The sequence below is a fragment of the Candidatus Schekmanbacteria bacterium genome, from assembly GCA_003695725.1.
In the GTDB taxonomy this organism is placed as follows: domain Bacteria; phylum Schekmanbacteria; class GWA2-38-11; order GWA2-38-11; family J061; genus J061.
In genome coordinates, this window is record RFHX01000349.1 from 1 (window position 1) to 6,711 (window position 6,711).

At 36.5% G+C, this 6,711-nt stretch carries 4 protein-coding genes and 1 rRNA gene; all 5 read left to right on the forward strand.

The genetic code is table 11. From position 1 onward, the window contains the following. Window positions 1–297: 297 nt before the first annotated feature. Window positions 298–1,233 (forward strand): ATP-binding cassette domain-containing protein, encoded by a 936-nt coding sequence (locus tag D6734_12675; GenBank protein RMF92274.1) that lies wholly within the window; start codon window positions 298–300, stop codon window positions 1,231–1,233. 10 nt (window positions 1,234–1,243) lie between these two features. Further along, entirely contained in the window at window positions 1,244–1,939 is a 696-nt protein-coding gene (locus D6734_12680; GenBank protein RMF92277.1) for an ABC transporter, read from the forward strand. Window positions 1,940–1,949: 10 nt separating this feature from the next. Then, window positions 1,950–4,151, forward strand: coding sequence for a hypothetical protein (locus D6734_12685; protein ID RMF92275.1), 2,202 nt, complete (start codon window positions 1,950–1,952; stop codon window positions 4,149–4,151). Window positions 4,152–4,157: 6 nt separating this feature from the next. After that, a complete protein-coding gene (locus tag D6734_12690; GenBank protein ID RMF92276.1) occupies window positions 4,158–5,105 on the forward strand; it encodes a DUF4340 domain-containing protein in 948 nt (315 codons plus the stop codon). 347 nt (window positions 5,106–5,452) lie between these two features. Then, window positions 5,453–6,711 (forward strand): 16S ribosomal RNA (locus D6734_12695); the annotation flags it as partial.

Below are 6,711 nucleotides of genomic sequence, written 5' to 3' on the forward strand. Positions count from 1 at the left end.
TCAAATGCCCTCACAAGAAAAAAGAATAGTTGATTTGCCATTTATACAGGACAAACTTATTGAAGCATTCAGTTGTCTATGTCCTAAGAATAGTTTTCAAAATAATTCTATCTCATTATTGACAAAAAAAAATTAATTGATATAAAATTTCTCAAAATTATCATCAGCAATCAAATGCGAGAGGTTAAATTTTCTTTTCTCTTAAATTTTTAAGGCATTATCTGTTAGCAATACCATTGATTGATTAAAGCTAATAGGCTTTAATGATTTTAAGTCTTTATAATTCAGTTTGTTCAAATGATTGAGATTGATTCTATCAGCAAATATTATGGCGATGTTTGTGCTGTTGATAATGTCAGTTTTAAGATAAAAAAAGGTGAAATCCTTGGACTTTTAGGCCCTAATGGCGCAGGAAAAACTACCACGCTTCGAATTCTCACCTGTTTTATGAAACCTACATCTGGAAATATCAAGGTTAAAGATTACAATATTTACGACAATGTACTGGAAATAAAAAAACTGATCGGTTATTTACCGGAAGCTGCACCAATTTATCCTGATATGCTTGTTTATGATTACCTTTCTTTTGTTGCTGCTGTGCGTGAAATTGATCCAAAAGAAAGGGATAACAGAATTAAAAAATTGAGTCGTCTTTGTGCTATTAGCGATGTAATGCATAAATCAATAAATGAACTTTCCAAAGGATATAAACAAAGAGTTGGTCTTGCGCACGCAATGATGAATAATCCGGAAATTCTTGTACTCGATGAGCCCACTTCAGGGCTTGACCCAAATCAGATAATAGAAATCAGGGAAATAATTAAAGAAATCGGAAAGGAAAAAACAGTTATTCTTTCAACGCATATTTTAAGTGAAGCTGAAGCAACTTGCGACAGGATAGTTATCATCAATAAAGGAAAGATAGTTGCAGATGGTTCTACTAATGAAATCAAGCAAAAAAGCGGAAATGAGTCGATGTTGAATATTACCTTACAAAACTGCAATTTTGAGGAAGCAGAGAAAGCATTCGTTTCTCTTGCAGGTGTTGAGAAGGTTTTGTTGAAGAATGAAGATAATGGTACTGTTGACCTTCAGTTGAATATTAAGAAGGACACAGATATCAGAGCTGATGTTTACAATATAATTAAAGAGCGAAACTGGATTCTTTTAGAATTTTACAGAGAAACACGAACTCTCGAAACAATTTTTAGAGAGCTCACTGTGGAGAAGTAAATTGAACGGAATAATTCAGGTATTTAAGAAAGAATTTAAAACATATTTTGTATCACCGATTGCCTACATTGTAATCACTATTTTTCTTGCTCTTTCTGGATGGTTCTTCTTTTCAACTTTTTTCATATATAATCAAGCGGAGCTTAGGAGTTTCTTTTCACTTCTTCCACTGATGTTTTCCTTCTTCATACCTGCTGTTACAATGAAGTTGTTTTCTGAGGAATTTAATACCGGTTCATATGAACTCTTGTTAACTATGCCATTGTCCACAAAAGATGTCGTCATTGGTAAGTTTCTTGCCGCAGAGGCATTTGTTTTCATTATGCTTTTGCCTACGATTAGTTATGGAATATTTATTTCATTGCTTGGCGACCTTGATTGGGGGACTGTTATTGGTGGCTATGTTGGAGCTCTTTTTCTTGCTGCTGCATTTTCTGCTATTGGACTTTTTGCATCATCTCTTACAAGGAATCAGATTATTGCATTTATTATAGCTATGGCTATATGTTTTTTTCTAACTTTAATTGATAAGATTTTATTTTTTATACCTTCATTACTTTTGGGATTATTTCAATTTTTAGGCGCAGATTATCATTTTCAAAATATTTCACGGGGAATTGTTGATTCCCGCGATTTACTCTATTTCGTAAGCGTGTGCTTTATAATGCTTTATGCAACAACTTTAATTGTTGAGGAGAAAATATAAAATAAACAAGATGATTAAGATTATCGAGAAGGGTAAATTTTTCAAGTTTTTGACTTATTTTATTGTAGTTATTCTCATCAATATTGCGGCAGTAACACTTTTTTTTCGAATTGATTTGACAAAGAACAAAATCTATTCCCTCTCTTCAGCAAGTATTCAGGCAGTATCATCGCTTTCTGAACCACTTACAATCAAAGCCTTTTTTACGAAAGGGCTCCCGGCACCTTATAACAATATTGAAAGATATCTGCACGACCTCTTGGAAGAATATTCAGTTGTAAGTAATAAATTTTTCAATTTCCAGTTTTATGAAATATCGAGTGAAGGCGGTGCAAAGAATGATGAAATACAAGACCTTGCAAGGAGCTATGGTATCTATCCTATACAGATACAAAAGATAGAACAGGACGAAGTAAAATTCCAAAATGCCTATATGGGTGTAGTTTTTATTCATGGCGACCTTGTAGAGACAATTCCAACACTGACATCGACAGATGGGCTTGAATATAAGATTACATCGAAAATAAGAAAATTGAATAATAAGATAAGCGCGTTACTGAATCTTGAAAGCGATATAAATGTAAAACTTTTTCTTTCTTCTTCATTAGAAATTGTTGGACCATATCTAAATCTTGCCGGCCTTTCAGAGATCCCAAAGAAGATAAAAAAAATGGTTGATGAACTGAATGTTCAAAACTACGGACGACTGAAATTTTATCATCTTGATCCTTCGACAGAACCCAAGTTTGAGAAGGAAGCAGAAAAATATAATATTTTGGAACTTGAATGGGAAAGCTTTAAAGATAGAAGAAGAAAAACTGTACCGGCAGGAAAAGGCTTTGCAGGCATTGTTGTTGAATATGGAAATAAATACGAAATAGTAGAACTAATAAATGTATTTCGTTTGCCTCTTTTTGGTACCCAATATCAACTTGAAGACATTGATGACCTAAAAGAGAAAATCAATGGCATTATTGATAATCTAATCAATGTTAATGAAGAAATAGGTTACCTTACTGACCATAATACCGTCCCTCTTTCTTCAGGAATAGCCTCATTTGGAAGAAACGACTCAACATCCATATCGAACTTTAAAAAACTATTATCTGAGGATTATTCCATTAGAGAAGTGAATCTTGAAGAAGACGGAGAAATACCTGAAAGTTTAACTTCGTTAATCATAGCAGGTGCTAAAAAGAAATTCACAGATTATGAGCTTTATCAGATAGACCAGTTTTTGATGAAAGGCAGAAATCTTATTATTTTTTATGATGCCTATAATGAGGTAAGACCAAATAAAAAAAATCAATTTATGTTTGGACAAAATCAGAGGCCATTGTATTTGCCAGTCAAAACCGGCCTTGAAAAGTTGTTGGAACATTATGGAATTTCTGTAAGACAGTCTTATATTCTTGATAAAAGTTGCTATAAGCAGGAAATACCTCAAGCCTTTGGGGGTGGTGAGAGAAAGATTTACTATGCGCCAATTATTAGGAATAGATATATCAATAAAGATGTTAGATTTTTGCAGAATATAAAGGGATTGATTCTTATTAAGGCGGCGGCAATAGATGTTGACAATCAAAAGATTAAGAAAAATAAATTGAGAGCAATAAAACTCTTTTCTTCTTCTGACAAGTCATGGGAAATGTCAGGAAGAATAGAACTTAATCCTCTCTTTTTGGAGCCTCCATCAGATGAAAAGAAATTCCAGAAATTTCCTCTTGCCTATGTGGTAGAAGGGGAGTTTTCAAGTTATTTTGCTGACAAGCCAGTTCCTGTAAAGGAGACTGAGAAAGATAAAAAAGATAGTGAAAAGAAAGGAAAGAAAGAAAAAACGGCAGGAGAGAAGATTAGAAAGGAAATTAAAGCAGAAGAAAGAACAATAAAGAAAGGGAAGCCAGCCAAAATATTTATAATAGGCACATCTGAAATAATAAAGGACAATGTAGTTGATGAAGACGGTAAGAGTCCAAATTCCCAATTTTTAATGAATGCAATCGATTATGTAAATAATAGAGAAGAAAATGCATTGATGAGAAGCAAAACACAAAGGTTTAATCCATTGAAGGAAGTAACTGCTGGGACAAGGACAGCAATCAAAACAATTAATATTGCCGGGTTGCCTGCATTGGTTATAATTGCGGGTATAATTGTTTGGCTTAGGAGAATAGCAAGGAAAAAAACAATCAAAAGAATTTTTAGCGAATAAGGTAAAATGAAATTTAAAAAAGAATATATAGTTTTACCAGTTATTATTGTTGTTCTTTTGGCATATATCGTATTTCAGAATAAAAACAAAACAAACTATGAATTACCTCATCTTCGCAATATTGAAAGAAAAGATATTTCAAAGATAAAAATCAAGAAAGGTAGTGAAGTAATTGATGTTGAGAAAAAAGGTGCCAATTGGGTCATAATGCCCAAGGAGTATCCTGCTGACAAAGAGAAAATTGAAAACCTGATCGATAAAGCCAGTAAAGTGAAACTGACAGCGCTTGCTTCTGAATCTAAGAAATATGAAGTTTATAAACTTGATGAAGAAAACAGGATCGAAGTAGAATTATATCAAAGTGATAAACCTGTAAGAAAGATATTTATAGGAAAACCGGTTTCATCTAGCAGACATACCTTTATTAGATTGGATGATGATTATAGAGTTTATCATGCAGAGGGTAATCTCAGAAGTGCTTTTAATAAAGATGTCGATGATTTGCGTAATAAAAAAATATGGGAGATAAATGAAGAAATTACCAAAGTAACTCTTATTAAGGATAAGAAGAAATTAATACTTTTGAAAAAACCAACAGAAAATAAAGACAAAAAGGAAGAAAAGAAAACTAAAGAAAAAGAAAAAATTTCTTATAAATGGCAGACAGAAGATGGTAAGGATGTTATTGAAGGTCAAATTACAGAGATTATCAATATGTTGAAAGACTTTACCTGTGACAGGTTTATCGAGGATAAGAAAAAGGACGAGTTCAGAAATCCCATCTATAAGGTCATTCTATCAGGTGCAAACAGCTATTCGATTTCCTTTTTTGATGAAAAAGATGGACAATACGAAGCAATTTCATCACAGAGTGAGTATCCTTTTCTTGTTTCAGAGTGGCGGGCAAAACGGATTATGAAAGATTTTGATAATATTCTGAAAAAGAAGAAATAGAGATTTCTCTGAAGCCATTCCATAAAAAATTTCCTATTTTTAAAAGTATTATTGCTTTTTATGATATATATATTATCTTATTTAAATAGAGCATTAAGAGGTATTTGTATCAATCTACTGAAAAAATTTTTGATCGCAAATTTTTTTTGTTTTTTCTTCTTGACAACTTTATATATTTGCCTATATAAAGGCACACTTTCAAGATTAATTGAATCTTGACAAAGAGAAAAACAGTTTGTATTTATAATATCATCTTGTTCTTTGACAATCCTGAGATTGAGATCTTCTAGCCTGCGGGCGAACTCTACAAACTTGAAAAAAGCCTGTACTTGTGTGCAGGAAAAATTTTAAGTGGAGAGTTTGATCCTGGCTCAGAACGAACGCTGGCGGCGTGCCTAACACATGCAAGTCGGACGAGAAATCTGTCTTCGGACAGAGAGTAAAGTGGCGGACGGGTGAGTAACGCGTGAGTAATTTGCCTTGAAGTGAGGGATAACTTTGCGAAAGCGAAGCTAATACCTCATAAGACCACGCTACACAAGTAGCGCGGTTAAAGATGGCCTCTGCTTGCAAGCTATCGCTTCAAGATAAGCTCGCGTACCATTAGCTTGTTGGTAGGGTAATGGCCTACCAAGGCTACGATGGTTAGCCGACCTGAGAGGGTGATCGGCCACATTGGGACTGAGATACGGCCCAAACTCCTACGGGAGGCAGCAGTGGGGAATTTTGCGCAATGGGGGAAACCCTGACGCAGCGACGCCGCGTGGAGGATGAAGGCCTTCGGGTTGTAAACTCCTTTTAGGTGAGACGAAACACCATCTTGAGAATATTGAGATGGCTTGACGGTATCACCAGAAAAAGCCCCGGCTAACTCCGTGCCAGCAGCCGCGGTAATACGGAGGGGGCAAGCGTTGTTCGGAATTACTGGGCGTAAAGGGCGCGTAGGCGGTTGGATAAGTCAGGCGTGAAAGCCCATGGCTTAACCATGGAATTGCGCTTGAAACTATCCAACTAGAGTTCAGGAGAGGAGAGTGGAATTCCCAGTGTAGCGGTGAAATGCGTAGATATTGGGAGGAACACCGGTAGCGAAGGCGACTCTCTGGACTGATACTGACGCTGAGGCGCGAAAGCGTGGGGAGCGAACGGGATTAGATACCCCGGTAGTCCACGCCGTAAACGATGGGTACTAGGTGTAGGGAGCATCAACCCTCCCTGTGCCGTAGCTAACGCATTAAGTACCCCGCCTGGGGAGTACGGTCGCAAGGCTAAAACTCAAAGGAATTGACGGGGGCCCGCACAAGCGGTGGAGCATGTGGTTTAATTCGACGATACGCGAAGAACCTTACCTGGGCTTGACATCTCCCGAATCCCATAGAGATATGGGAGTGCCTCTTTGAGGAACGGGATGACAGGTGCTGCATGGCTGTCGTCAGCTCGTGTCGTGAGATGTTGGGTTAAGTCCCGCAACGAGCGCAACCCCTGCCCTTAGTTGCTAACCTTCGGGTGCACTCTAAGGGGACTGCCGGCGATAAGTCGGAGGAAGGTGGGGATGACGTCAAGTCCTCATGGCCTTTATGTCCAGGGCTACACACGTGCTACAATGGCA

Bases quoted from the DNA above. Each gene is read 5' to 3' on its own strand.
- D6734_12675 (RMF92274.1), top strand. From the start codon at position 298: ATGATTGAGATTGATTCTATCAGCAAATATTATGGCGATGTTTGTGCT.
- D6734_12685 (RMF92275.1), top strand. From the start codon at position 1,950: ATGATTAAGATTATCGAGAAGGGTAAATTTTTCAAGTTTTTGACTTAT.
- D6734_12690 (RMF92276.1), top strand. From the start codon at position 4,158: ATGAAATTTAAAAAAGAATATATAGTTTTACCAGTTATTATTGTTGTT.